Annotated in this window: 19 protein-coding genes; 9 read left to right on the forward strand and 10 right to left on the reverse strand. The window is 46.2% G+C overall.

The window, feature by feature from the left end:
* Positions 1–15 precede the first annotated feature (15 nt).
* From gltB to AACQ42_RS13335, 8 genes are all read left to right on the forward strand, one after another.
* The gene (gene gltB, locus AACQ42_RS13300) at positions 16–4,479 is read left to right on the forward strand and encodes a glutamate synthase large subunit (protein ID WP_094165093.1); all 4,464 of its coding nucleotides are present in this window, start codon (positions 16–18) and stop codon (positions 4,477–4,479) included.
* An 18-nt stretch (positions 4,480–4,497) separates the two neighbouring features.
* Positions 4,498–5,910: an FAD-dependent oxidoreductase gene (locus AACQ42_RS13305; protein ID WP_094165095.1), complete on the forward strand. Its 1,413-nt coding sequence runs from the start codon at positions 4,498–4,500 to the stop codon at positions 5,908–5,910.
* A 140-nt stretch (positions 5,911–6,050) separates the two neighbouring features.
* Positions 6,051–6,476 carry a DUF1499 domain-containing protein gene (locus AACQ42_RS13310; protein ID WP_081244961.1) on the forward strand — a complete coding sequence of 142 codons (426 nt, stop codon included), beginning with the start codon at positions 6,051–6,053 and terminating at the stop codon, positions 6,474–6,476.
* A 240-nt stretch (positions 6,477–6,716) separates the two neighbouring features.
* Positions 6,717–7,412, forward strand: coding sequence for a 5'-methylthioadenosine/S-adenosylhomocysteine nucleosidase (mtnN, locus tag AACQ42_RS13315; RefSeq protein ID WP_094165097.1), 696 nt, complete (start codon positions 6,717–6,719; stop codon positions 7,410–7,412).
* A gap of 17 nt (positions 7,413–7,429) precedes the next feature.
* The gene (locus AACQ42_RS13320) at positions 7,430–8,383 is read left to right on the forward strand and encodes a cobalamin biosynthesis family protein (RefSeq protein WP_094163208.1); all 954 of its coding nucleotides are present in this window, start codon (positions 7,430–7,432) and stop codon (positions 8,381–8,383) included.
* Positions 8,384–9,208: a vitamin B12 ABC transporter substrate-binding protein BtuF gene (gene btuF / locus AACQ42_RS13325; RefSeq protein WP_094165099.1), complete on the forward strand. Its 825-nt coding sequence runs from the start codon at positions 8,384–8,386 to the stop codon at positions 9,206–9,208. It begins immediately after the preceding gene.
* 74 nt (positions 9,209–9,282) lie between these two features.
* Positions 9,283–9,903 (forward strand): TRIC cation channel family protein, encoded by a 621-nt coding sequence (locus AACQ42_RS13330; RefSeq protein ID WP_017046526.1) that lies wholly within the window; start codon positions 9,283–9,285, stop codon positions 9,901–9,903.
* Positions 9,904–10,005: 102 nt separating this feature from the next.
* Positions 10,006–10,878 carry a LysR family transcriptional regulator gene (locus AACQ42_RS13335; RefSeq protein WP_094165101.1) on the forward strand — a complete coding sequence of 291 codons (873 nt, stop codon included), beginning with the start codon at positions 10,006–10,008 and terminating at the stop codon, positions 10,876–10,878.
* Here the strand turns inward: AACQ42_RS13335 and AACQ42_RS13340 are convergent.
* From AACQ42_RS13340 to secA, 6 genes are all read right to left on the reverse strand, one after another.
* On the reverse strand, positions 10,802–11,581 hold the full coding sequence (locus AACQ42_RS13340; protein ID WP_017047462.1) for a TSUP family transporter: 780 nt from the start codon (positions 11,579–11,581) through the stop codon (positions 10,802–10,804). The two genes, AACQ42_RS13335 and AACQ42_RS13340, sit on opposite strands and share 77 nt — an antisense overlap.
* Before the next feature lie 241 nt (positions 11,582–11,822).
* Positions 11,823–15,053 (reverse strand): carbamoyl-phosphate synthase large subunit, encoded by a 3,231-nt coding sequence (gene carB, locus AACQ42_RS13345; RefSeq protein WP_017046523.1) that lies wholly within the window; start codon positions 15,051–15,053, stop codon positions 11,823–11,825.
* A 16-nt stretch (positions 15,054–15,069) separates the two neighbouring features.
* Entirely contained in the window at positions 15,070–16,209 is a 1,140-nt protein-coding gene (gene carA / locus AACQ42_RS13350; RefSeq protein ID WP_017047461.1) for a glutamine-hydrolyzing carbamoyl-phosphate synthase small subunit, read from the reverse strand.
* A gap of 482 nt (positions 16,210–16,691) precedes the next feature.
* Positions 16,692–17,501 (reverse strand): 4-hydroxy-tetrahydrodipicolinate reductase, encoded by an 810-nt coding sequence (gene dapB / locus AACQ42_RS13355; RefSeq protein ID WP_094165103.1) that lies wholly within the window; start codon positions 17,499–17,501, stop codon positions 16,692–16,694.
* 104 nt (positions 17,502–17,605) lie between these two features.
* On the reverse strand, positions 17,606–18,004 hold the full coding sequence (mutT, locus tag AACQ42_RS13360; protein WP_081244967.1) for an 8-oxo-dGTP diphosphatase MutT: 399 nt from the start codon (positions 18,002–18,004) through the stop codon (positions 17,606–17,608).
* Between the two features lie 104 nt (positions 18,005–18,108).
* Complete coding sequence (secA, locus tag AACQ42_RS13365; RefSeq protein WP_081244968.1) at positions 18,109–20,835, reverse strand: preprotein translocase subunit SecA; 2,727 nt, start codon at positions 20,833–20,835, stop codon at positions 18,109–18,111.
* A gap of 324 nt (positions 20,836–21,159) precedes the next feature.
* On the opposite strand from secA, the gene AACQ42_RS13370 reads away from it, so the two are divergent.
* The gene (locus AACQ42_RS13370; protein WP_017046518.1) at positions 21,160–21,615 is read left to right on the forward strand and encodes a DUF721 domain-containing protein; all 456 of its coding nucleotides are present in this window, start codon (positions 21,160–21,162) and stop codon (positions 21,613–21,615) included.
* Positions 21,616–21,685: 70 nt separating this feature from the next.
* Here the strand turns inward: AACQ42_RS13370 and lpxC are convergent, their stop codons facing one another.
* From lpxC to AACQ42_RS13390, 4 genes are all read right to left on the reverse strand, one after another.
* Positions 21,686–22,603 (reverse strand): UDP-3-O-acyl-N-acetylglucosamine deacetylase, encoded by a 918-nt coding sequence (gene lpxC / locus AACQ42_RS13375; protein WP_010317993.1) that lies wholly within the window; start codon positions 22,601–22,603, stop codon positions 21,686–21,688.
* A 97-nt stretch (positions 22,604–22,700) separates the two neighbouring features.
* A complete protein-coding gene (gene ftsZ / locus AACQ42_RS13380; RefSeq protein ID WP_017042647.1) occupies positions 22,701–23,918 on the reverse strand; it encodes a cell division protein FtsZ in 1,218 nt (405 codons plus the stop codon).
* A gap of 30 nt (positions 23,919–23,948) precedes the next feature.
* Positions 23,949–25,211 carry a cell division protein FtsA gene (gene ftsA, locus AACQ42_RS13385; RefSeq protein ID WP_010317995.1) on the reverse strand — a complete coding sequence of 421 codons (1,263 nt, stop codon included), beginning with the start codon at positions 25,209–25,211 and terminating at the stop codon, positions 23,949–23,951.
* On the reverse strand, positions 25,204–25,977 hold the full coding sequence (locus AACQ42_RS13390; RefSeq protein WP_088718004.1) for a cell division protein FtsQ/DivIB: 774 nt from the start codon (positions 25,975–25,977) through the stop codon (positions 25,204–25,206). Before AACQ42_RS13390 ends, ftsA begins: the two co-directional genes overlap by 8 nt.
* Between the last annotated feature and the right edge of the window lie 175 nt (positions 25,978–26,152).

Below are 26,152 nucleotides of genomic sequence, written 5' to 3' on the forward strand. Positions count from 1 at the left end.
AAAGGGAGAATTGCAATGGCTCTATATGATCCAAGTTTAGAGAAAGACAACTGTGGATTTGGTTTGATCGCCCACATGGAAGGCCAAACCAGCCATAAATTAGTCAGAACCGCGATTTCAGCATTAGATCGTATGACCCACCGTGGCGGCATCGCAGCCGATGGTAAAACCGGTGATGGCTGTGGTCTATTACTACAAAAACCAGATAGTTACCTACGACTCATCGCTGAAGAAAAAGGCTGGAAGCTCGCCAAACAGTATGCGATTGGTATGATTTTCTTCAGCCAAGATCCGGTCAAAGCGCAATCAGCGCGCGATATTATCAACAAAGAACTGGCGCAAGAAACACTCACAGTGACAGGTTGGCGAACCGTACCAACGAACCAAGCTGTACTTGGCCCTATTGCTGCCGAATCCGTGCCTGATATTCAACAAGTCTTTATTAGTGCTCCCGCTGGTTGGCGTGAACGAGACATTGAACGACGCCTTTACATTGCTCGCCGTCGCATTGAAAAACAGATCACCGAAGATCGTGATTTCTATATTTGCTCACTATCGACTCAAGTCATTGTTTACAAAGGCTTGTGCATGCCTGCTGACTTACCGCGCTTTTATCTTGACCTAGCTGATCTACGGATGGAATCAGCCATTTGCTTGTTCCACCAGCGCTTTTCAACCAATACTCAGCCACGTTGGCCACTGGCACAGCCGTTCCGCTACTTAGCGCACAATGGTGAAATCAATACTATCGAAGGGAACCGTCAATGGGCGCGAGCACGGGCTTACAAATTTGCCTCTCCCCTACTACCGGATCTGCAAACCGCCGCGCCATTTGTCAATGAAACAGGTTCCGATTCATCAAGCTTAGACAACATGCTCGATCTGTTTTTAGCGGGGGGAATGGATATTTTCCGTGCCATGCGTATGTTAGTACCGCCGGCGTGGCAAAATCACCCTGATATGGACCCAGACCTTCGTGCCTTTTACGACTTTAACTCAAAACACATGGAGCCATGGGATGGCCCGGCTGGCATTGTGTTATCGGATGGCCGTTATGCTGCTTGTAACCTTGATCGCAATGGCCTTCGCCCTGCGCGTTATGTGATCACCAAAGATAAACTCATCACCCTCGCCTCTGAAGTCGGAATTTGGGATTACGCGCCCGATGAAGTGGCTGAAAAAGGCCGCGTTGGGCCCGGTGAACTGCTGGTGATCGACACCCGCCATGGGAAATTGTGGCAATCTAGTGAAATTGATAACGATCTCAAAAGCCGCCACCCTTATGGCGAGTGGATGAAAAATAACGTCCACCGATTAACGCCATTTTCTGAACTCAGTGACGACTTGGTGGGCGAGCGCAGCTTTGACAATGACGAGCTGAAAACCTATCAAAAACAGTTTGCAATGAGCAACGAAGAGATTGATCAAGTACTGCGCGTACTGGGAGATGTAGGCCAAGAAGCGGTGGGATCAATGGGTGATGATACGCCGATGGCGGTGCTCTCTTCGAAAGAGCGCTTGGTCACCGATTATTTCCGTCAAAAATTTGCCCAAGTAACCAACCCGCCTATCGATCCACTACGTGAAAAACACGTGATGTCACTGGCCACCAGCATCGGCCAAGAGATGAACGTGTTCTGTGAAACCGATGGTCACGCTTATCGTGTTACCTTTGATTCACCTATCTTGCTCTATTCTGACATGCAACAGCTATTGGAGCTCAGCGACAAACACTATCGCAATACCATTTTAGACATCAATTACGATCCACAGCATAAGGATCTCAAGCAAGCTTTGCTCGAACTTTGCCAACAAGCAGAGGAGGCCGTACGCCAAGGATCGGTATTGATCGTATTGTCTGACCGCGCTTTGCATAAGGATAAACTGCCGCTCCCAGCGGCAATGGCCGTGGGCGCAGTACACACTCGCTTAGTCGAAGCCAATTTACGCTGCGATGCAAACATCATTATCGAAACCGCCACCGCACGTGACCCTCATCAATTTGCAGTCTTAATCGGCTTTGGCGCAACAGCCGTCTACCCTTACTTGGCCTACGAAACGCTCGGCAAAATGATTGATGATGGCACGTTGGAAAAAAGCTATCGCGAGGTGATGCAAAACTACCGGTACGGTATCGACAAAGGTTTATTGAAAATCATGTCGAAAATGGGCATTTCAACCGTCGCTTCTTATCGCTGCTCGCAGCTGTTTGAAGCGGTTGGCCTACATAGCGACGTAGTTCAGTTGTGTTTTAAAGGTGTCACCACGCGCATTCAAGGTGCTAACTTCGAAGACTTCCAACAAGATCTATTTAATTTAGCGCGCAAAGCGTGGACCAAACGTAAAACGCTCGAACAAGGTGGCTTATTAAAATACGTGCATGGTGGTGAATACCATGCCTATAACCCAGATGTGGTTGGTACCTTACAAGCCGCAGTTAAATCAGGTGAAAGCGCCGATTACCAAAGCTTTGCCCAGCAGGTCAACGCACGCCCCGTCGCGATGCTACGCGATTTACTGCGCTTAAAAAAATCAGCGACACCGCTAGCACTGGAAAAAATCGAACCCAGTACGGAGCTATTTAAACGTTTTGATTCTGCGGCGATGTCGATTGGCGCCTTAAGCCCAGAAGCTCATGAAGCGTTAGCGACCGCAATGAACCGCTTAGGTGGCTACTCCAACTCTGGTGAAGGTGGGGAAGATCCACGCCGTTTTGGCACTGAACGTAACTCCCGTATTAAGCAGGTCGCATCAGGGCGTTTTGGCGTGACTCCGCATTACCTCACCAATGCTGACGTGCTGCAAATTAAAGTGGCGCAAGGAGCGAAGCCGGGTGAAGGTGGCCAACTTCCCGGCCATAAAGTGACCGCAGAAATTGCCAAGTTGCGCTATTCAGTACAAGGCGTAACCTTAATTTCGCCACCGCCGCACCACGATATTTATTCGATTGAAGATTTAGCCCAGCTGATTTTCGATCTCAAACAAGTTAACCCAAAAGCTTTGGTTTCGGTCAAATTGGTTTCAGAGCCGGGCGTTGGCACCATTGCCACTGGCGTTGCCAAAGCCTACGCCGATCTTATCACTATTTCTGGTTATGACGGCGGTACAGCGGCTAGCCCGCTCACCTCGGTAAAATACGCTGGTAGCCCTTGGGAACTCGGCCTTGCTGAAACCCAACAAGCGTTAGTCGCAAACGGCCTGCGCCACAAAATTCGACTTCAAGTTGACGGTGGTCTAAAAACAGGACTGGACGTGATTAAAGGCGCGATTTTAGGTGCCGAAAGCTTCGGTTTTGGCACAGCTCCTATGGTCGCGATGGGCTGTAAATTCTTACGGATTTGCCACCTTAATAACTGTGCGACGGGCGTAGCAACGCAAGATGAAACGCTGCGTAAAGAGTATTTCAAAGGCTTACCTGAGATGGTGATGAACTATTTCATCGGTCTTGCCGACGAGGTCCGTGGTTACTTGGCACAGTTGGGCGTTGAAAAGCTCACCGATCTGATTGGCCGCACCGATTTACTAGAAGTACTTGAAGGGATGACCGCCAAGCAAAGCAAATTGGACTTATCCGGTTTATTGGAAGCGCCAGTATCCGCTCAGGGTCATCCGCTTTACTGGACTCAACCCAATACACCGTTTGATAAAGGACAACTTAACCAACAATTTGTCGATGACGCTTTAGCGGCAGTTGAAGCACAACAATCGATCAGCTTGTATTACAACGTACAAAATACTGACCGCTCGCTCGGTGCTCGCCTATCTGGTGAAATCGCCAAACGTTATGGTAACCAAGGCGTGGCCGCCTCGCCGATTAAAATTTATCTCGATGGCACAGCAGGTCAGTCATTTGGTGTATGGAACGCGGGTGGTGTTGAGCTTTACCTTACTGGCGATGCCAATGACTATGTTGGTAAAGGGATGGCAGGCGGAAAGCTGGTCATCAAACCCCACCTTGGTACCGCTTTTAACTGCAACGACGCTACGATCATCGGCAACACCTGTTTATATGGCGCAACGGGCGGCAAGCTGTTTGCGGCAGGCAAAGCGGGAGAGCGTTTTGGTGTGCGTAACTCTGGCACTATCACAGTTATCGAAGGCGCTGGTGATAACGCTTGCGAATACATGACAGGCGGAATCGTCGCCATTTTGGGTGCAACAGGCGTTAACTTTGGCGCGGGTATGACGGGCGGCTTTGCTTACGTGATGGATGAAAACGGTGATTTCCAAGGTCGAGTCAATAGTGAATCAGTAGAGGCTATTTCATTGCAAGATCTCTACATTCACCAAGAACATTTACGTGGTTTAATTGCCGAGCATTTGGAAGAGACGGGGTCGGTGCATGCTGAACAGATCTTAGCGAACTTTGATGAATGGATTCCAAAGTTCTATCTCATCAAACCCCAGGCGGCGGATCTGCAAACCCTACTCGGCCATCAAAGCCGCAGTGCCGCCGAACTTCGCGTTCAAGCGCAATAATTGGAAGGAGCCAGATTAATGAGCCAGAACGTATACCAATTTATTGATGTGAATCGAGTTGATCCGGCAAAAAAGCCGCTCACTATTCGCAAAATCGAGTTCGTCGAAATTTACGAACCCTTTACTAAACAGCAAGCGACCGCTCAAGCGGATCGCTGCTTAGATTGCGGCAACCCTTACTGCGAATGGAAATGCCCAGTGCACAACTACATTCCGCAATGGCTAAAACTGGCCAACGAAGGGCGCATTATTGAAGCCGCTGAACTATCGCACCAAACCAACAGCTTGCCCGAAGTCTGTGGGCGAGTCTGCCCACAAGATCGCCTCTGTGAAGGCTCTTGTACCCTAAACAATGACTTTGGTGCGGTCACCATAGGTAACATCGAAAAATACATTAACGACAAAGCGTTTGAGATGGGCTGGAAACCAGACATGTCGCACGTGGAGTGGACGGATAAGAAAGTGGCGATCATTGGTGCAGGCCCAGCAGGCCTAGCCGCAGCCGATATTTTAGTGCGCAACGGAGTAAAGCCCGTGGTGTTTGATCGCTATCCTGAAATTGGTGGTTTGCTAACCTTTGGTATTCCCTCTTTCAAACTTGAAAAAGGCGTAATGGAAAACCGCCGCCGCATTTTCAGTGAGATGGGCGTCGAATTTCAGCTCAACATCGAAGTAGGTAAAGACATCACACTTCAGACGCTGCTTAATGAATATGATGCCGTTTTTCTCGGTGTCGGGACTTACCAAAACATGCGCGCAGGGCTAGAAAATGAAGAAGCAAACGGTGTTTACGATGCTCTACCCTTCTTAGTGTCAAATACTTATAAAGTGATGGGTTTGGAATCACCCCAACCATTTATTGATATGGCGGGCAAAAAAGTCGTGGTACTTGGAGGCGGAGACACTGCGATGGATTGCGTGCGTACTTCCATTCGCCAACATGCCGCCAAAGTGATTTGTGCCTACCGACGCGATGAAGAGAACATGCCGGGTTCACGCCGAGAAGTGAAAAATGCCAAAGAAGAAGGCGTAGAATTTATGTTCAACCTGCAACCGCTCGCCATTGAGGTCAATGAACAAGGCCAAGTGAGTGGCGTTAAAGTGGTGCAAACCGCTTTGGGGGAGCCTGACACTGCAGGGCGTCGCAAGCCCGAGCCCGTTGCGGGCAGCGAACATGTGTTGGCAGCCGATGCCGTCATTATGGCGTTTGGTTTTCAGCCACATGCCATGCCATGGCTTGAGCCATTCGGTGTTGAACTTGATCAATGGGGACGCATTAAGGCCGCGTCGCAGCAATCGTTCCAGTACCAAACCAGTAATGAAAAAATTTTTGCTGGTGGGGATGCCGTACGCGGCTCCGATCTGGTCGTCACTGCCATTGACGAAGGGCGCAAAGCCGCAGAAGGAATACTTGACTACTTAGGCTTTTAAGCCTTAACTGCTTAATATCCTTGAAGGATTCATGGTAACGTGAATCCTTTTTTCTTAGGCCATTTTCCTTCAGCCATCGACACTGCAGCTCGCTTGTATTTTGGCGATTGGTAATGAGGATTCATTTGATAAGGACTATCATGCGCGTAGTACTAAGTTTACTGATGTTTGCCACACTAACCGCTTGCAGCCAAGGAGTGACAACTATGACCGATCGCACTGCGACCCCTTGCGGAAATAAACCGAATTGCGTTTCGACTCAAGATGAGCGTAACGCGTTCTCGCTCTCTCCCTTTATCCTCAAAACAGGCGTCTCTTTAGATAAAATTGAAGCGGTTGCGCTTTCTATTCCTCGCTCTAAAACGGCGGTGAAAGAGGACAATTATCTCCGCATTGAATGCACCAGTCGTATTTGGCGATTTGTGGATGATCTTGAACTTAAGATAGAGAACGGGCGTTTAATCGTACGATCTGAATCGCGCATTGGTTATTCAGATATGGGCGTCAATCGTAAGCGAGCAGAAACACTGCGAGAAAACCTCACCAAAGCAGGCTTGATTGAATAGTTGCTCAATATCGCACTGGCGGAAAGTTTCGTGCTAAACTTCGGCCAATTTTGCTATACCCAAACAACTTGGAGTTGCAGGTAGGCGGCAAGTGAGTGAGTCCCCATGAGCGTAGGCAAACTATGTGATTGGGGTGAGCGAACGTAGCCAACACCGCTGCGGCCTCAAGTAGGAAGGGCATATTCACCAGATATTTACTATTAAACGAATATTTACTACTAACCGAATAAGAGAAACCTCATGAAAATCGGCATTATTGGCGCGATGGAGCAAGAAGTCGCGATATTAAAAAACGCAATCGACAATGTTCAAGAAGTCAGCAAAGCGGGCTGCACCTATTTTTCAGGTCAAATCCATGGGGTGGATGTGGTGCTGCTACAATCTGGCATTGGTAAAGTCGCCGCAGCCATTGGCACCACTCTTTTACTTAATGAATACCAACCAGATGTAGTGATTAACACCGGTTCTGCAGGTGGTTTTGATTCAAGCTTAACCATGGGTGATGTAGTCATTTCAAGCGAAGTTCGTCACCATGATGCCGATGTAACAGCATTTGGCTATGAAATGGGGCAAATGGCAGGTCAACCAGCCGCTTTCAAAGCGGATGATGCATTGATCCGCGTTGCAGAACAAGCACTCACACACATCAAAGATAAGCACGCGGTACGCGGCCTGATTTGTACCGGGGATGCTTTCGTTTGTACCGCTGAACGTCAAAGCTTTATTCGCCAACACTTCCCAACCGTGATTGCCGTTGAGATGGAAGCTTCAGCAATTGCACAAACTTGCCACCAATTCAAAGTGCCTTTTGTGGTCGTTCGCGCCATTTCAGATGTAGCCGATAAAGCGTCTCCGATGTCCTTTGATGAATTTTTACCGCTTGCCGCACAAAGCTCATCAGAAATGGTGATTAAGATGGTCGAACTGCTTAAGTAAGCAGTGACAGACTCAACATGGACGAGTTAATCACCTACTTGTATGCCAACGGTACGCTCCTCGTTATGTGGGGAGCGGTTGCCTTTCATCTTATTTTACCCATCCCACGTAACGCTCATCCCGTCACTTTGTGGCGAAAATTTGCGGAAATATTAGCGGATAAAGTCAATACCAGTAGCAGTTATTCACAAAGCCTACTTTCCGGCACACTGGCTTGGCTATTGATGTGCCTACCCGCATGGGTCACCTTAGTCGCGTTAAAACCTTTGGTATGGCAACCTCAACTATTTGATTTAGCGCTACTATTACTCGCATTTGATTGGCGTAGCCAAGAATTATTAGCCAATCAGCTCATCGGTGCACTCAGCAAAGAAGACAAAAAATACGCTCGCAGCGTACTTGCCCCTTTTGTGAATCGTGAAACCGATAGCTTGTCAGCGCTGGGGTTAGGTAAGGCGGGGGCTGAAACCGTCATTATTGGCTATGGGCGCAACGTGATCGCGGTGCTGTTTTGGTACGCCTGTCTTGGCGGTATTGGCGCGTTGATGTACCGTCTCATCGCGGAACTCGCCAGAGCTTGGGCGCCTTCGCGAGCGGCGTTTCATCCTTTTGGTATTCCATCGGTACGCTTGCTGGCTGTGCTTGACTTTGTGCCACTGCGCCTATTTAGCCTATTGATTATCATTGGTCGCAACGCATCAAACACCTTCTCAGCCATGTTACAACAAAGCCGCTTATGGCCACTCCCGGGGCCTGCATGGCTGTTAACCGCCGTCGGCAATAAACTATCACTGGCCTTAGGTGGCCCAGCTATCTACGGTGATAAAAAAGCCCTGCGCGTAAAAATAGGCGGACGTATCGCCCCATCAGCCTTCCACCTTGCGCAAATCCAAAAACTGTTAGCTTGGCGTATTTTCGCGTGGATAGCATTAGAGAGCGCGATACTGCTGCTCGTCCATCAAGGATTTTAGATGCGTTTACTGTTTCTCAATATTGTCGTCACGCTGTGCGTAACTTTTCCAGTTCAAGCGCAAGTTAAACGCATCATTAGCTTAGCCCCTCATGCCACGGAATTGGCCTTTTCGGCTGGCCTTGGTGATAAATTGGTGGCCGTCAGCGAGTACAGTGACTACCCAGCACAAGCACTCAAACTCGAAAAAGTGGCCAATTACCAAGGGTTGAATATAGAGCGCATTCTTACCCTAAAACCGGATTTAGTGATTGCTTGGCCTGCGGGCAATCCGGCGAAGGAGCTCGATAAATTAGAGCAGTTAGGGCTGAGGATTTATACGACAAAAACTCAAAAACTCGATGACATTGCCAATAATATTGAAGCACTTAGCCAATTTGCCGATGATCCGAGTATCGGCCAGCAAGCGGCGCGTGATTTTCGTCAATCACTCATCACTCTGAAACAGAGTTATGGCAGCCAAAGTAAAGTTCGTTATTTCTATCAACTCAGTGAAAAACCGATCATCACACTGGCCAAAGGCAGTTGGCCCAGTGAGGTCTTTGAATTTTGTGGCGGCGAAAATATTTTTGCCAACAGCGCATCCCCCTACCCTCAAGTTGGGATTGAGCAAGTGCTGCTGGCTAAACCTGATGTAATTTTCACCTCTGAACATGCGATAAAAAATGGCACGATGTGGCAAAAGTGGCAACAGCAACTACCCGCTGTACAAAACGGGTTTGTGTGGGCACTGACCTCAGATTGGTTAAATCGACCAACGCCCAGAACACTGCAAGCGATAGAAGAAGTGTGTGAGTACTTTTCCGTCGTTCGCCAAAAACGCTAACGCTTGCGTAATAAAATCTCGTACAATTCCTGCCCGAATTTTGTTCCATTAACGACTAAAGAGAACCCAGTAACATGGACTCCATGCTGCTCTATCTTATTGACTTATTTGGTACGGCTATCTTTGCCATTTCTGGCGTATTATTAGCTGGTCGATTAAAAATGGACCCGTTTGGCGTGGTCGTGCTTGCGAGCGTTACTGCAATTGGCGGTGGAACAATTCGTGATATGGCATTGGGTGCGACGCCAGTCTTCTGGATAAAAGACACCACTTATCTTTGGGTCATTTTCATCACTTGTTTACTCACCATGCTGCTGGTTCGCAGGCCTAAACGCGTTGCTTGGTGGATCTTACCCGTTTGTGATGCAATCGGTTTAGCCGTGTTTGTTGGCATTGGTGTTGAAAAGGCGATGAACTATCAAGACTCGGCCATGGTTGCGGTAATCATGGGCGTTATTACTGGCTGTGGCGGCGGTATTATTCGTGATGTACTGGCCCGTGAGATTCCAATGGTGCTACGCAGCGAAGTCTATGCTACAGCTTGTATCATCGGCGGTCTGTTTCATACCACAGCACTGGCGATGGACTACGATAGCTCAAGCGCCTTTCTGGCCGGAGTCGCCTCAACCTTGATCATTCGACTTGGCGCGATCCGCTGGCACTTATCACTGCCCACTTTTGCACTGAATAAATAAAGCCGATCTCATCAAAACCACAAACAGTAACATGTACAGACGCTATGGGTTATGGTCGCTTTGCGATAAGATGAGCTAATCTATTCCTCATCGTCATTAATTATGTTGCTAGAAGGTATCGAAACTTTGCTGGTGCTGAGCAAAGAAAAAACCATGGGGCGTACGGGCAGCCTACTCTACATTAGCCAGTCCGCCGTTAGTAAGCGGATTGCTAATTTAGAAAAAAGGGTCGGTAAAAAGCTGATTGAGCCTGATGGCCGACAGATTAAATTAACCACAGATGCACAAGCCTTGGTTGAAACTATCGGCCCAAGCTTTAGTGAGTTATGCGGTTTGATTTTCGATCAGCAATCTTTTACGGATGACACACTGATCAAGATAGACTGCTCAGAAACGTTAGTCGCTGGCTATATTAATACCACCATGGGGCAGTACCTCAAGCACGATAAGTTCATCACCATCACCACGAACCATACGCCGAGGATTGTTCAGCACGTTCAATCAGGCAAAGCGACATTAGGATTTTGCGCAGGCTACTTACCCGCTAATCATGGGCTAATGACGTTTCATCTGGTAGATGAATCCTTTTACATTGTCAGCCAAACACCCTTATCTTCGTTACCTAAACAGCTCGTTACCAATGATTTGTCCAACCCAGCGAACGCCTATCAAGTCGATATATTGGCGAAACTCGCCATCACGCCGCAGATGGAAATGGACTCGTATACGGCCGCAGCACAATTGGCATTAGGAGGCATGACGCCTGCTTTAGTACCACTGTCAGTGATTAAAGCACTGAACATTGAACCTCGCTACTACTTTGATTTTGATGAACTGCAACCTTTGGTTCGGCCTGTTCATCTCTGTCTGCGCAGCAATAGTTATCGCTCGCCAAGGGTCAAAAGATTGATAACAACCATTGCTGATGCTGTTGCCAAAGAAGTTTTATTGCCATCAACATCGACATCACAATAACTAATGGGCGGATCCATTTCTGCCCTTTAGTCACCACTATCTTTGCACCCATTCTCGCCCCTAAAAAACCACCAACGGCCATCACCAGCCCTATCTTCCAAATCGGCAAGCCAGCAATAACAAAAAAAAGCAGCGCAGCAATGTTTGAAGTGAAGTTGAGAACCTTGGTTCTTGCAGTCGCTTCAATCAACGAAAAATGACCTAACACGACAAAACAGACCGTAAAAATAGACCCGGTGCCCGGACCGAAAAAACCATCATAAAAGCCGATACCAAAACCGACCGTAAAAGCAAAAGCCGTTTCAGACAATGGAGCAGGCCCATTGTGGGTTTTCGTCGCGGGTGCAAGTAGAAAATAGAGTGAAATACCGATCAGCAAAAGCGGGATTAAGCTGGTCAACAAACTGGCATCCATATGCTGCACAAGTTCAGCCCCACACGCAGCGCCGATAAAAGTACAAGCTATCGCCAACTTCATCTCTTTTAGGTTCACAATGCCATTGCGTACAAAATACCAAGTGGCGGAAAAACTGCCAAATGAGCTTTGCAGCTTATTGGTAGCCAGCGCTTGAGTCGGTGGCACGCCTACTGCCAGCAAAGCCGGCAAAGTAAGCAAACCGCCACCGCCAGCCATCGCATCAATGAACCCTGCAATCCCTGCAACCAAAAACAACAGGCCTAATACTTCCAGTGAAAGTTCCATTTCTTATCAACGCATTGAACAATAAAAACCAACAATAACACCACTTAAAAGGTGAAAATAGCGAAAGCCAAGACAACAACCCATTCCCATTTTTCATCAATTAAAAAGCTATCCTCTAAGCCAAATCTCTTCTTCATTGGTAAAACGATTCAATTCGGCCGAAAAAAAAGCCCGCTTAATTCAGCGGGCAATGAGGTTGTCATGTAGGTCTTAGACCTACTGATTTATTATTTTTTAACGCTTATGCTAAGTGTGCTTTCACTTGCGCGTGTAACTCTTGCACTGACGTAACTGATGACTTCGCATCGGCCGTATGAGACATACAGGTTGCAAAAGCAGCATTCAGTGTTGTGGTGTAGTTCACTTTTTGTGCTAATGCTCCACGACGAAGAACTTTAGAATCTTCAATCGCTTGACGCCCTTCGGCCGTATTAATGATGTAGGTGTATTCATTATTCTTAATACGGTCAAGAATATGAGGGCGACCTTCATGCACTTTATTCACCAAACGTGGGTTAATACCGGCTTCACCTAAAATTACGGCGGTACCGTGGGTAGCATCAAGCTGATAACCTAATTTCACCAGTTTCGACGCTAAATCAACCACACGCTGTTTATCACCTTCACGTACAGAGAGCAGAGCTCGGCCGCCTTCAGGATAAACATTACCGCAACCTAATTCCGCTTTTGCATAAGCTTCAGCAAACGTTGCACCCACACCCATCACTTCACCCGTTGAACGCATTTCAGGGCCAAGCAGTGGGTCAACACCAGGGAATTTATTAAATGGCAGAACCACTTCTTTCACTGAGTAGTAAGGAGGAATGATCTCTTTAGTAAAGCCTTGTGACTCTAGAGACTGCCCTGCCATCACGCGCGCGGCAATTTTGGCAAGCGGTGCGCCCGTTGCTTTTGACACAAACGGTACAGTACGAGCGGCACGAGGGTTAACTTCAATCAGGTAAACTTGATTATCTTTAACCGCAAACTGCGTGTTCATCAAACCACGAACGCCTAATTCAAACGCCAGCTTCTCAACTTGTTCACGCATCACATCTTGGATTTCTTGGCTTAACGTGTAAGCCGGTAGAGAGCAAGCTGAGTCACCAGAGTGAACACCCGCTTGTTCAATGTGCTCCATGATGCCGCCAATGACGACACGCTCACCATCACAAATCGCATCGATATCGACTTCAATTGCATCATCGAGGAAGCGATCAAGCAGTACTGGGGATTCGTTAGACACACTGACCGCTTCGTTAAAGTAACGACGCAGATCTTGTTCGTCATAGACGATTTCCATCGCGCGGCCACCAAGAACGTAAGACGGGCGTACCACCAGCGGGAAGCCGATGTCTTTCGATTTTTCAATCGCCTGTTCCATTGTGGTCACTGTTGCGTTTTCTGGCTGCAGCAGACCTAAACGATCAACCGCTTGCTGGAAACGCTCACGATCTTCGGCGCGGTCAATCGCATCTGGGCTAGTACCAATGATAGGCACTCCAGCGGCTTCAAGTGCACGAGCCAATTTCAGTGGTGTTTGACCACCGTATTGCACGATGACGCCTTTAGGTTTTTCAACACGAACAATCGCCAATACATCTTCGAGTGTTACTGGTTCAAAATAGAGGCGATCGGAGGTGTCATAATCTGTTGAAACCGTTTCAGGGTTACAGTTAACCATGATGGTTTCATAACCATCTTCGCGTAGCGCGAGTGAGGCATGAACACAACAGTAATCAAACTCGATACCTTGACCAATACGGTTTGGACCACCGCCGAGCACCATGATTTTGTCTCTATCGGTCGGTTGTGCTTCACATTCGTCATCATAAGAGGAGTACATGTAAGCCGTATCAGACGAAAACTCCGCCGCGCAAGTATCGACACGCTTGTAAACCGGATGAATATTATATTGGTCACGCATACGACGAATTTCACTTTCAGCCACGCCAAGCAGTGAAGAGAGACGCGCATCCGCAAAACCTTTGCGCTTCATCTTGCGTAGAACATCCGCATTTAAGCCAGCAAAACCGCCCGCTTTGACTTCTTGTTCCATTTTGACCAGTTCTTCGATTTGTACCAAGAACCAGCGATCAACGTTAGTCAGGTTAAAGACCCCATCCACAGACAAACCAGCGCGGAAAGCATCTGCGATATACCAAATACGCTCAGCACCCGCTTCTTTCAGCTCATGGCGAATTTTAGTCAGTGCATCTGGTGCGTCTAAATCAACCATTTCGTCTAGGCCGTTTACGCCAATTTCCAGCCCACGCAGTGCTTTTTGCAGCGATTCTTGTTGGTTACGACCAATCGCCATCACTTCGCCCACCGACTTCATTTGCGTGGTTAAGCGATCGTTAGCACCGGCAAATTTTTCGAAGTTAAAGCGAGGAATTTTCGTCACAACATAATCAATAGTTGGTTCAAACGACGCTGGGGTTGCACCACCAGTAATGTCGTTCATTAACTCATCCAGTGTGAAACCTACCGCCAATTTAGCTGCAACTTTGGCAATAGGGAAGCCCGTCGCTTTCGATGCAAGAGCAGAAGAGCGAGAAACACGTGGGTTCATCTCGATGATCACCATGCGGCCATCTTTCGGGTTGATACCAAACTGTACGTTCGAACCACCCGTTTCTACACCGATTTCACGCAGTACGGCTAGCGATGCGTTACGCATGATCTGATATTCTTTGTCAGTTAGCGTTTGCGCAGGAGCTACCGTGATCGAGTCACCCGTGTGAATACCCATTGGGTCAAAGTTTTCAATCGCACAGACGATAATGCAGTTGTCCGCTTTATCGCGAACCACTTCCATTTCGTACTCTTTCCAACCGATGAGTGATTCATCAATCAACAACTCGTTGGTTGGCGAAAGATCAAGGCCACGGCGGCAAATCTCTTCAAACTCTTCTTTGTTGTAAGCGATACCGCCGCCGGTTCCACCCATAGTAAATGAAGGGCGAATAATGCAAGGGAAACCCACCATCTCTTGAACGCGGTAAGCTTCTTCCATAGTTTTTGCCGTATCAGCGCGAGGACAAGCTAAGCCGATTGACTTCATCGCTTTATCAAAGCGAGAACGATCTTCCGCTTTATCAATCGCATCAGCCGTTGCGCCAATCATCTCAACGCCAAACTCAGCCAAAACACCATGCTTTTCCAGTTCAAGTGCACAATTCAATGCAGTTTGGCCACCCATGGTCGGTAATACCGCGTCTGGGCGCTCTTTTTCGATGATTTTACGCACGACTTCCCAATGGATAGGCTCAATATAAGTCGCATCGGCCATCTCTGGGTCAGTCATGATAGTGGCTGGGTTCGAGTTGACCAAAATCACTCGGTAACCCTCTTCACGCAGAGCTTTACATGCTTGAGCGCCAGAGTAGTCAAACTCACAAGCCTGACCGATTACAATCGGGCCAGCACCTAGAATTAGAATACTTTTAATGTCAGTACGTTTTGGCATTGTCTACTACTCCGAATTACGCTGTGTGCTTTTTAATTAGTTCAATAAAATGGTCAAACAAAGGGGCGGCATCGTGCGGGCCAGGACTCGCTTCAGGGTGTCCCTGAAAGCTAAAGGCTGGCTTATCGGTGCGGTGAATTCCTTGTAGTGAACCATCAAATAGCGATTTGTGCGTTGCACGAAGCGTGATAGGCAGCGTTGCTTCATCAGCAGCAAAACCGTGGTTTTGTGCCGTAATCATCACCACATTACGATCCAAATCTTTCACTGGATGGTTCGCGCCATGGTGGCCAAATTTCATTTTTACTGTTTTTGCACCAGACGCCAATGCCAAAATTTGATGCCCTAAACAGATACCAAAAATAGGCAGTCCTTTCTCTAAGAACACTTTGGTTGCTTCAATCGCATAAGTACATGGTTCTGGGTCGCCAGGGCCATTTGATAAAAAGACACCATCAGGTTTCAGCGCTAGAACTTCTTCAGCCGAGGTTTGTGCTGGTACCACAGTTAGGCGGCATCCTCGGTCAACCAACATACGGAGGATATTGCGCTTTGCACCGAAATCGTAGGCAACAACGTGATAGGGCAACTCGCTGTCATCTTTCGCTTCAGGAAGTCCACCTTCGAGCGTCCACGAACCTTGTTTCCATTGGTACGCTTCTTTTGTTGTAACTTCTTTCGCAAGATCCATTCCTTTTAAACCGGGGAACTCTTTGGCTTTTACCAGCGCCAATGCTTCATCTAAATGGTCACCTGCCATAATGCAGCCATTCTGAGCTCCTTTTTCACGCAAAATGCGCGTTAGCTTGCGCGTGTCGATATCGGCAATGCCCACAATATTTTGTGATTTAAGGTAGTCAGAAAGGGAAAGTTCATTACGGAAGTTAGAAGCGATAAGAGGGAGATCGCGAATCACAAGGCCTTGTGCATGGATAGAAGAGGATTCTTCGTCTTCGGAATTGGTTCCGGTATTGCCTATGTGGGGGTAAGTAAGAGTAACGATTTGTTGAGAATAGGAAGGATCAGTGAGGATTTCTTGGTACCCCGTCATCGAGGTATTAAAGACGACTTCACCAACGGATATTCCATCAGCGCCAATGGATACACCGTGGAACACCGTCCCATCTTCTAGGACTAACAGTGCTGACTTACTCAAGACAACCTCCAGAATAAAAATGCAAAAAATATAAATTAAACTGCAAATCCGTCTTCCTTAAGGCCATAGAGTCGCGCCATAGGGTGATTTAGACAAATTGGCGGTATTCTAATGACCACCATGATTACTGTCAACATCTCATAATAAATTAAGGCAACATTTAAAGCATTAGAGATAAAAATCGAACCTAAGACAGTAAAAAAATAGGTTTGATGAGTAAAAAAATGAGAATGGAGGAATTAGAATCAGCAAACTGAAACTCTTTGATGCATTTTAAACAATCAACGACAAACAAAATCACGCAAACGTTAATCAAGCAGAGAATAAGTTCAATTTCAGGCATCTAAAACAAAAAGAAAGCAATACCGACCCAAAACACAACAAAAGTAAGTCAGTAAAGTGAAAATAAAGAGAGATAATTAAATCGGTAAAAAGAGGTGTAACAAAGATGCGCCAGCAAATACTGACGCATAATTATGTAATTAAAGATCGTTCAAACCTAACACGTCAGTCATGCTATAAAAACCGGCAGGTTTATCAGCAAGCCAAACCGCCGCTCTCACTGCACCGTTGGCAAAAGTCATACGATCCGTCGCTTTATGGGTGATTTCTACACGTTCACCGATATCAGCGAACATCGCGGTATGCTCACCCACGATATCGCCAGCACGAATCGTAGCAAAACCAATCTCATTTTTAGTACGTTCACCGGTAATACCTTCTCGCGCATAGACGGCAACGTCACTCAGTTGGTTACCCATAGCATTAGCTATCGCCTCTCCCATACCAATTGCGGTTCCTGACGGAGCATCCACTTTATGACGATGGTGGGCTTCAATGATCTCAATATCACAGTAATCACCCATCACTTTAGCCGCTTTTTCAAGCAATTTGAAAACAAGGTTAACCCCAACGCTGTAGTTAGGAGCCATGACAATCGCAATCTGTTGTGCGGCAACATTGATTTGTGCTCTTTCTGCTTCAGAAAAGCCCGTTGTACCAATCACTAGCTTCTTACCGTGTTTTCTACATAACTCAATATTGGCTAAGGTGCTCACAGGAGCTGTAAAATCAATGATGACATCGAAGTTATCTACGGCATTCTCTAGGTTATCCACCAACGCGATATCAAATCGCCCTTCACCGCATAACTCACCGATATCAACACCAACCAACGAGGACTCAGGACGCTCTGAGCCCGCACCCACTCGAGCATGGTTATTTTGATAAGTGGCTTTCACCAAATTGCGGCCCATTCGACCCGCCGCTCCTGCAATCGCAATTCTCACCATTGCGTTATTCTCCATTGTGACGACATCAGCTTAAGCTTGCATCGTTTCTCTTCGTTCAAGGTGTTTCTGTAAACTATCAACATTTGCTTGTGGTGGCTAGCGACTTAGGCAAACTCTTTCATGACGCGCTCGACGATGGGCGCATTGGCTTCAGGAAATGAATAGTTTGCCAACTCAGAAACCGCTACCCATTCTCCTTGCTGCCCTTCTTTACCATACGGCTGATGATCAAATTGTGTCACGCAAATAAAATCAAAAGTTAAGGACTTGTCTGAATAGTCAAACTCAAGGTATTGGTAAGGAGATTGCTCAGTAATATGAATACCAATCTCTTCATCTAGCTCGCGGCAAATGGCTTGTTCAATCGTTTCTCCCGCTTCAACTTTGCCGCCAGGGAACTCCCAAAAACCGCCTTTGTGAAGATGATCTGGTCGTTTGGTAATGTAAATTTCTGATTTATCGCTATTGAAGATAATAGCCGCAACAATATGAACACGTTTCATAAAGACTCCGATTCGCCGACTTCCCAACCTAGAAAATAAAGATGAGAAATATTGAGTTAAAAAAAGAGTCGCCTAAGCGACTCTTGGGGTGATCATTCAAGGGATCAGTTGATCTGTCCGTGGCACTGTTTGTACTTTTTACCGCTACCACAAGGGCAAGGCTCATTACGACCAACTTTGCGCTCTTCACGAACCATAGGCTGGTGTCCTTGATCTTCAGAAGCTTCATCTGCAACCGAACTGTCGGCACTTTGGTGCTGGAACTGTTGGCGACGCGCGGCTTCTTCCGCCTGTGCTTGACGCTGTGCTTCCATACGTTCAACTTCTTCTTGCTGCTGTACGCGCACCTTCGACAAGATAGTAATCACATCGGTTTTTAAAGAATTCAGTAGTTCTTCAAACAGCTCAAATGACTCACGCTTGTACTCTTGTTTTGGGTTTTTCTGCGCATAGCCACGTAGGTGGATGCCTTGGCGCAAATGATCCATCGCCGCTAGATGCTCTTTCCACAAAGTATCCAGAGTTTGTAGCATGACCGATTTTTCAAAATTACGCAGAACAGAAGCCCCAACCGCTTTCTCTTTTTCACGATACACACTAACCGCTTGTTCAAGAATACGTTCGCGCAGCGCTTCTTCGTACAATTTATCATCAGCATCTAGCCATTGCTGTAATGGCAGCTCTAAATCAAAATCGTTTTTCAAACGATCTTCCAATCCTTTAACATCCCACATGTCCTCAAGTGATTGTGGCGGAATGTATTCGTCAATAACGGAAGTCAGAACATCTTGACGATTCTGCTCAATCATTTCGCTGATATCGTCTGCTTCCATGAGCTCATCACGCAGCTCATAAACTACTTTACGTTGATCGTTAGCAACATCATCGTATTCAAGAAGCTGTTTACGAATATCAAAGTTACGTCCTTCGACTTTACGTTGCGCTTTTTCAATCGAGCGAGAAAGCATCTTACTTTCGATCGCTTCACCTTCATCCATACCACTTTGGATAAGGCTTGCCATACGATCTGAGGTGAAGATACGCAGCAGTGAATCTTCCATCGATAGATAGAAACGTGAAGAACCCGCATCCCCTTGACGACCAGAACGACCACGTAACTGGTTATCGATACGACGAGATTCGTGGCGTTCAGTACCAATAATGTGCAGACCACCAGCGGCTAACACTTGGTTATGAACCTCTTTCCACTTCGCTTTGATCTCATCGATCTGATCTTGTGTTGGATTCTCTAGCTGCTCAATTTGTGCCTGCCAGCTGCCGCCCAATACAATATCAGTACCACGACCTGCCATGTTAGTCGCAATCGTCACCGCGCCCGGAATACCCGCTTGCGCTACAATTTCTGCTTCTTTTTCATGGAATTTCGCGTTAAGCACGTTATGTTTCACTTTAGCTTGCTTCAACGCATTAGAAAGTAGTTCAGATTTCTCAATCGAAACCGTACCGACGAGGGTTGGTTGACCTTTTGCAACACGCGCTTTGATGTCTTCAATGATCGCCGCAAATTTTTCAGCTTCAGTGCGATACACCACATCAGGCATATCATCACGAACCATAGGTTTATTGGTTGGGATCACCACGGTTTCCAAACCGTAAATCGATTGGAATTCGAACGCTTCGGTATCGGCAGTGCCCGTCATACCAGAAAGTTTTTCGTATAAACGGAAATAGTTTTGGAAGGTGATCGACGCAAGAGTCTGGTTCTCGTTTTGGATTTTAACACCTTCTTTCGCCTCGACAGCTTGGTGTAAACCTTCAGACCAACGACGACCTGGCATGGTGCGGCCAGTGTGCTCATCAACGATGACCACTTCGCCCTCTTCTGTCACGATGTAATCAACGTTTTTCTCAAATAACACATGCGCACGCAATGCGGCATTGACGTGGTGAAGTAAGCTAATGTTCGTGGGTGAATAAAGAGTATCGCCCTCTTCCATCAAACCATTTTTCACCATTAACTCTTCAACAAATTCTTGACCCGTTTCAGTCAAATGAACTTGTTTTGATTTTTCGTCAACCGTGTAGTGACCATCACCACGATACTCTTCAGAATCTTCTTTATCTTGCTTTTGCAGAAGTGGAATGAGGGTATTAATGCGGATGTACAACTCAGAACTATCTTCTGCAGGACCCGAGATGATCAACGGCGTTCGCGCTTCATCAATAAGAATCGAGTCCACTTCATCGACTACAGCAAAGAAACGTTCACGCTGTACACGGTCTTCTTTGCGGAAAGCCATGTTGTCACGTAAGTAATCGAAACCAAACTCGTTATTGGTCCCGTAAAGAATATCGGCTTGATAAGAAAGTTTTTTCTCTTGTGGTGGCATATTGGGTACGTTAATACCGACCGTCATGCCTAAAAACTCAAACAGTGGGCGGTTTGTTTCTGCGTCACGTTTAGCAAGATAATCGTTGACAGTAACAATGTGCACGCCTTTGCCAGGCAAGGCATTGAGATACGCAGGTAAAGTCGCGGTTAACGTTTTACCTTCACCAGTGCGCATTTCTGCGATTTGACCCGCGTTGAGAACCATACCGCCGATCAACTGTACGTCGAAGTGACGCATACCATATACGCGCTTGGACGCTTCACGCACGGTGGCAAATGCTTCAGGAAGTAATTGGTCTAAGGTTTCACCTTGCTCTAAACGTTGACGAAACTCAACCGTTTTGGCTTTTAATTCTTCATCAGTTAGTGCTTCAAAAGTAGGCTCGTAGCTGTTGATCTCTTTGACAATTTTTTTAAGGCGGCGCAGCGTTCTGTCATTGCGACTGCCAATAACCTTTGTCAGTAGCTTAGTTATCATGTGTCAGGAATCTCTCTTTATTAGATCGTTTTCGATCTACTCTTAATGCCGTCAGTCTCTACCAGTTTTGAACTAAGGATACTGAGATAAATCATGTATCACAGATATTGTGACGGTGAGGTTTATTTTCAAGGTATTAAATAATTATGTAACGCATAGTGTAAGGAATTTTTGCGGCAACAACCAATAGCAAAACTATTTGTTTGAAGCACACTTAATATTTTTACGCTTTTTGAGCACTGTTTAAGCAATAAAATAGATTTATTACTATACGCATCATAGGCACCACAATAGAATTGAATGGCAACTTAAGAGGGAGACACCATGCGCGATCACCGTCCCACGTTAACGAAAGAGCTGATCAGCGATTCATCTCTGAAAAAAATACAGCAACATGCCACCGAGATCCTCGCTTTAAATAAAGTGCTCAATAAGTTGCTTCCTAAAGGAACGGCCGATCATGTCCGAGCCGCTAATGTGCGCGGTGGTCACTTAATCGTTGAAGTGGCCAGTGCATCAATAAAAATGAAGCTTGATTATGACCGATTACACATTTTGAATCAGTTACGCAACCAAGGATTTGCCAAATTGATCAGCATTGAGCTCAAGATAAACCCAGCGCTCTATCGTAATCGTGGTATGAAAGAAGAAAAAGAAACGGTCGCTCGCCCACCACTATCTGAAAATACGGCCCAGGCATTACTGATGGTGGCGAGTAGCGCTTCCCCTAAAGTCAAAAAACGTTTGGAAAATTTAGCGAAATTGGCTAGGCCCAAATAAGCGTCATCAATGAATTAGTACAAATAAAAAGGCCAGACAGTTGTCTGGCCTTTTTATTTAAAAATTGCGATTAAGCGAGAACCATATTTGGTTCAGCAAACGCCACTGGAGAGCCAACTTCTTCTTCAAAAGTAGCCCATTCCCACGCCTCTTGGTCGGCTAAGACCGCACGCAGTAGCTGGTTATTTAAACCATGGCCTGATTTATAAGCACGGAACTCACCCACAATGGAATGACCACACATGTACAAGTCACCAATGGCATCCAATACTTTATGAGTGACAAACTCATTGGCAAAACGCAAACCTTCTTCATTAAGAATACGGTATTCATCTAATACGATGGCGCAATCAAAGCTACCACCTAAACAGAGGTTTTGCGATTGTAGGTACTCAATGTCACGCATGAAACCAAAAGTACGAGCTCTTGAAATTTCTTTGACGAAACCTTGCGAGGAAAAATCAAACACCATGCGTTGTTCATCAGAATCGATAGCAGGATGTTGAAAGTCAATCTCAAAATCCATACGAAAACCGTTATGGGGTACAAGTTCCGCCCACTTATCACCATCTTCAAATCGAACTGGTTTCTTAATTCGAATAAAACGTTTTGGTGTATTCAGCGTTTGAATGCCTGCTTGTTGTAGCAAGTAAACAAATGGGCTAGCACTACCATCCATAATAGGAATTTCAGGTGCGTCAACTTCGATGATAACGTTGTCGATTCCCATGCCCGCTAATGCTGCATTTAAGTGCTCAACAGTAGAGATACGAATACCTTCATCGTTGACCAAAGCAGTACATAGCATGGTATCGCGAACAGATTCAGGGTCCGCAGGGAAGTCTACTGGAGGATTGACATCAGTACGGCGATAAATGATCCCAGTGTTTGCAGCAGCAGGGCGAAGCGTTAATGTGACTTTACGACCAGAGTGTAAGCCCACCCCAGTTGTTTTCACTATTTCTTTCAGAGTTCGTTGTCTGATCATCTACTTGCCTCTATGTCAGTGCGACAAAACACGGTCGGTAAAGCACCGACCGCGAATGCTACCATAATTTTGAACAGTGTCAAATTATGTCTAATTGTTAATCAGCCTGACGACGTAAAAATGCTGGGATATCAAGATATCCATTTTCCTTATCTGCTTTCGGTGCCGTATTTTGACTTGCACCGGAAGAAGATGAAACAGTTGACGACGATGCTGATTGCGGTTTCACTTCTGCTCTTTCTTGCAAAGGTTGTGCCGTTTTTTCTTCGATTTTCGCTGCTTGTTGAACCATTTGTGGCTGAACTGCTGGTGCGACTTTGGCTTTACCGCCTGCAACTAAAGTGATGTCTGGCTTTTTCTCATTGCCAATACCCGTTGCAACGACAGTCACGCGAATTTCGTCTGCCATATCAGGATCTAACGAAGTACCGATGACAACTGTCGCATTGTCAGACGCAAACGCCTTAACAGTATTACCGACGGTTTCAAATTCGTCTAGTCGCATATCCAAACCAGCGGTAATATTGACCAACACGCCACGAGCGCCTGCAAGATCAATATCTTCCAAAAGAGGGCTAGAAATTGCCATCTCTGCCGCTTCTTCAGCACGATCTTCGCCGCGAGCCACTCCACTACCCATCATAGCGTGGCCCATTTCTGACATCACCGTACGTACGTCAGCAAAGTCCACGTTAATCATGCCTGGGCGTGTAATCAGTTCAGCAATACCTTGTACTGCATTTTTAAGCACGTCATTCGCGCTTGCAAAGGCTTCGAGCAAAGTAATACCACGACCTAATACTTTCAGTAGTTTTTCATTAGGAATGGTAATCAAAGAGTCAACGTGTTTTGACAACTCTTCAATACCTTGTTCAGCAAATGCCAAACGTTTTTTTCCTTCAAAACTGAAAGGTTTAGTGACAACCGCTACGGTTAAGATACCCAGTTCTTTGGCAACTTCTGCAATAACAGGAGCTGCCCCAGTACCTGTACCACCGCCCATACCAGCTGCGATAAACACCATATCGGCACCCATCAGAACTTCTTTAATTCTTTCTCTGTCTTCTAGAGCTGCATCACGTCCAACTTGCGGGTTTGCACCAGCACCCAAACCTTTAGTGATATCACCACCAATTTGAATGACGCTACTTACGCTTGTTTTACGAAGTGCTTGCGCATCGGTATTGACACTGATGAATTCCACGCCTTCGATGGACTCACGCACCATGTGTTCAACAGCGTTACCGCCACCACCACCAACTCCAACGACTTTAATTACAGCATCGTCAGACATTTCCATCATCGGTTCAAACATGTGTTATCTCCGTTTTCCCTGCAACTCAGGTTAAAACTCTTTTTGTATCCAGTTACGCAAACGACCAATTAAGCTCGACATGGATTGGCGTTTCGGTTCGCTGTATTCCGTGTCGTCATTAATTTGGCTCTCTTTCGCATAATGAAGTAAACCAACCGCCGTAGAATGATACGGCTCTTTTACGTAATCTGTAAGGCCACTCACCTCTAAAGGCTTGCCTACGCGAACTTGATTGCGGAAAACGCGTTCCGCACACTCAACCAAACCTTCAATTTGCGCAGCGCCGCCAGTTAAAACAACACCAGCCGCTAAATGGTGTTTAATACCATTTTTGCGCAATTTGTCTTGGACAGTATCTATAGTTTGGTTAACTAATCCCATTAATTCAGTGTAGCGAGGTTCAATCACTTCCGACAAGGTTTGTCTTTGCAAACTTCGCGAAGGTCTTCCTCCTACACTTGGGACGTTAACGGTATCATCCTTGCTTACCAATTCACTCAGCGCACAGCCATATTTTACTTTAATCTCTTCAGCATCACTGACTGGTGTGCCAAACGCAAAAGCAATATCACTGGTTACTGCGTTTCCTGCATAAGAAAACACTTCAGTATGTCGTAACGCACCACCGGTCCAGATAGCAACATCCATAGTGCCTGCGCCTATATCAATCACGCACACACCTAACTCTCGCTCATCTTCCGTAATAACTGCATTACTTGCCGCTAAACCAGAGTAAACCAGTTGTTCAACTTTTAAACCACAGCGTTCTACCGCTTTGATAATATTTCTCGCCATATCATTATGACAAGAAATAAGATGCACGCTCACTTCCATGCGCACACCTGATAAACCAAGCGGGTTTTTAATTCCCTCTTGGTAATCAATCGTAAATTCTTGAGGAATGACGTGCAATATTCTTTGCTCTTCCCCAATTTTTATTGATTTGGCGGTATGAATCGCTCGATCCATATCCTCTTGAGAAACTTCTTCATCTGAAATAGTTCCCATGCCTTTTTCAATACGGCTCGCAATATGTCGCCCAGATAGAGAGAGAAACACATTACTAATTTGGCATTCCGCCATTAATTCTGCTTGGTCAACCGCTCTTTGGACAGACTTAACGACCGATTCAAGATCGTTAACTCCCCCTTTATCCATCCCACGGGATGGGCTCGTACCAGCGCCAATAATATTAATTTGACCGTCAGGCAGTATTTCACCGACTAAAGCTGACACGGTGGCTGTGCCTATATCAAGACCAACAATAATGTTGTCATCAGCGGTCTTAGTCATTTTTACTCTCTTGTGCTTCTTGTTCAGGGAACCAACCTACTGCGGCTCCTGTATCATATCTAAGATCGATATAGCTAACTTGTTCAGCTTTATTACCTAAATTCTTATACAGCGAAATAAAACGTGCAACTCGCTCATCTAGTGATTCTTTACCTAACTCTAAGCGGATGCCATTATCTAAAATTATTTGCCACGCTCGACGATCGTTGAGTAACAGTGACGATATATTTAAGTTTAATGATTGAAACTTAGGGTTCGTTTTATTCCAAACATCCAGTACTTCGTGACTGGTTCCTTGCGGGCCATAAAGTTTCACTCTATCGCCGTTCAATTGACCAATATCACCATTAAATACCGTGCCATATCCGTCTAACAAAGCGTTGCCATTCCAAATCGCTACCGCTCTATACTCTGTCAGAAACACTTTTATTGTGTCAGGCCATTGTTTACGAATCGATGCATGGGCCACCCACGGGATGACCTGTACACTCGATTGAAGTACGTTAATATCTTGCGACATGAAAGTACCGATATGATCCAACTGAGCAAAAGCGCGCTGCACATCTAGCGAAGATACGTACTGCAAGTCACCTTGTAGAACAATTTTTGAAAGCGGTAGCCTCTGTTCGTCCCACATCCAACTGAGTGTTGAATAAATGAGTGAACTTATCAGCAACAACACCACAAATAAAAAAATAGCGCCAGCGGCGTGATCTTTTATGAGTGGCGAACGGGACACAGCTCGGCTTTCATCGAACACATTCATTAACAAAGCCTGATGTTCCTGTTTCTAAATCGCAATCGCATGCCCTATTTGGTTCACAATAGAGGTAAAAGCACTGACTTTAACCTCCGGATTATACTGAGGTCGCTGAAAGTATCAAACATTGAAAGTAATAAATCTGGACTGGATACCATGTTATTCAATATTGATACACAAA

Origin of the sequence: Vibrio sp. V12_P9A6T4, from assembly GCF_963874835.1 — a bacterium.
GTDB lineage: Bacteria > Pseudomonadota > Gammaproteobacteria > Enterobacterales > Vibrionaceae > Vibrio > Vibrio anguillarum.